The organism is Lactobacillus sp. RTP31084st1_F9_RTP31084_210423 (assembly GCF_040919545.1).
Classification (GTDB): Bacteria; Bacillota; Bacilli; order Lactobacillales; family Lactobacillaceae; genus Lactobacillus; species Lactobacillus paragasseri.
Map to the genome: position 1 here is coordinate 1 of NZ_JBCOVH010000010.1, position 2,048 is coordinate 2,048.

The 2,048-nt window shown below is 49.3% G+C and carries 1 rRNA gene; it reads right to left on the minus strand.

Annotated elements, in window-relative coordinates:
- A 23S ribosomal RNA gene (locus AB5359_RS10190) occupies window positions 1-2,048 on the minus strand; the annotation flags it as partial.

A 2,048-nucleotide genomic window follows, 5' to 3' on the forward strand; every position in this document is an offset into this window, starting at 1 on the left:
CAGTACCACCAGATCACTAAGCCCGACTTTCGTCCCTGCTCGAGGTGTACCTCTCGCAGTCAAGCTCCCTTATACCTTTACACTCTGCGAATGATTTCCAACCATTCTGAGGGAACCTTTGGGCGCCTCCGTTACATTTTAGGAGGCGACCGCCCCAGTCAAACTGCCCACCTGACACTGTCCTCCAGAACGCTCAGCTCTGCGAGTTAGAGGATCCATCAAACAAGGGTAGTATCCCAACATTGCCTCCAGTAAGACTAGCGTCCTACTTTCTCTGGCTCCTACCTATCCTGTACATGTTTAACAAATACTCAATATCAAGCTACAGTAAAGCTCCATGGGGTCTTTCCGTCCTGTCGCGGGTAACCCGCATCTTCACGGGTATTATAATTTCACCGAGTCTCTCGTTGAGACAGTGCCCAAATCATTACACCTTTCGTGCAGGTCGGAACTTACCCGACAAGGAATTTCGCTACCTTAGGACCGTTATAGTTACGGCCGCCGTTTACTGGGGCTTCAATTCAAACCTTCGCTTGCGCTAAGCTCTCCTCTTAACCTTCCAGCACCGGGCAGGTGTCAGCACCTATACGTCATCTTACGATTTTGCAGATACCTGTGTTTTTGATAAACAGTTGTTTGGGCCTATTCACTGCGGCTGATCTTTTACCATCAGCACCCCTTCTCCCGAAGTTACGGGGTCATTTTGCCGAGTTCCTTAACGAGAGTTCTCTCGCTCACCTGAGTGTTCTCCACTCGACTACCTGTGTCGGTTTGCGGTACGGGTAAAATTGCTCTGGCTAGAAGCTTTTCTTGGCAGTGTGACATCATGACCTTCGCTACTTTGATTTCACTCCGCGTCACAGCTTGAAATCTAAACATAAGCATTTGACTCATGTTTTTTCTTACTGCTTGCACATGTTTTTCCAGCTACATGCGTCATTAGCCTCCTGCGTCCCTCCTTTGCTCTTATCGAACAATTTCAGTACAGGAATCTCTACCTGTTGTCCATCGGCTACGCCTCTCGGCCTTACCTTAGGTCCCGACTTACCCTGGGCGGACGAGCCTGCCCCAGGAAACCTTAGTCTTTCGGCGGATAGGATTCTCACCTATCTTTCGCTACTCATACCGGCATTCTCACTTCTAAGCGCTCCATTAGTCCTCTCGATCTAACTTCTCCGCACTTAGAACGCTCTCCTACCACGCATATCCTTTGATATGCATCCACAGTTTCGGTACTATGCTTAGCCCCGGTACATTTTCGGCGCAGCGTCACTCGACTAGTGAGCTATTACGCACTCTTTAAATGGTGGCTGCTTCTAAGCCAACATCCTAGTTGTCTACGCAACTCCACATCCTTTTCCACTTAGCATAGATTTGGGGACCTTAACTGGTGATCTGGGCTGTTTCCCTTTCGACTACGGATCTTATCACTCGCAGTCTGACTCCCGTGCATTGATATCTGGCATTCGGAGTTTATCTGGATTCAGTAACCCCTGACGGGCCCCTAGTCCAAACAGCGCTCTACCTCCATTATCATTCACACGAGGCTAGCCCTAAAGCTATTTCGGAGAGAACCAGCTATCTCCAAGTTCGTTTGGAATTTCACCGCTACCCACAACTCATCCCCGCGATTTTTAACTCACGTGGGTTCGGTCCTCCAGCGTGTTTTACCACGCCTTCAACCTGGTCATGGGTAGGTCACTTGGTTTCGGGTCTACGTCATGATACTCTCTCGCCCTCTTCAGACTCGCTTTCGCTCCGGCTCCGTCTTTTCTGACTTAACCTTGCACCATAACGTAACTCGCCGGTTCATTCTACAAAAGGCACGCCATTACACTTTAATGTGCTTTGACTACTTGTAGGCACACGGTTTCAGGTTCTCTTTCACTCCCCTTCCGGGGTTCTTTTCACCTTTCCCTCACGGTACTGGTTCACTATCGGTCACTAGTTAGTATTTAGCCTTGCGAGATAGTCCTCGCGGTTTCAATCGGGATTCCTCGTGTCCCGACCTACTCAGGATCCTGCTAAGTCTCTCTGCAATTTCGCTT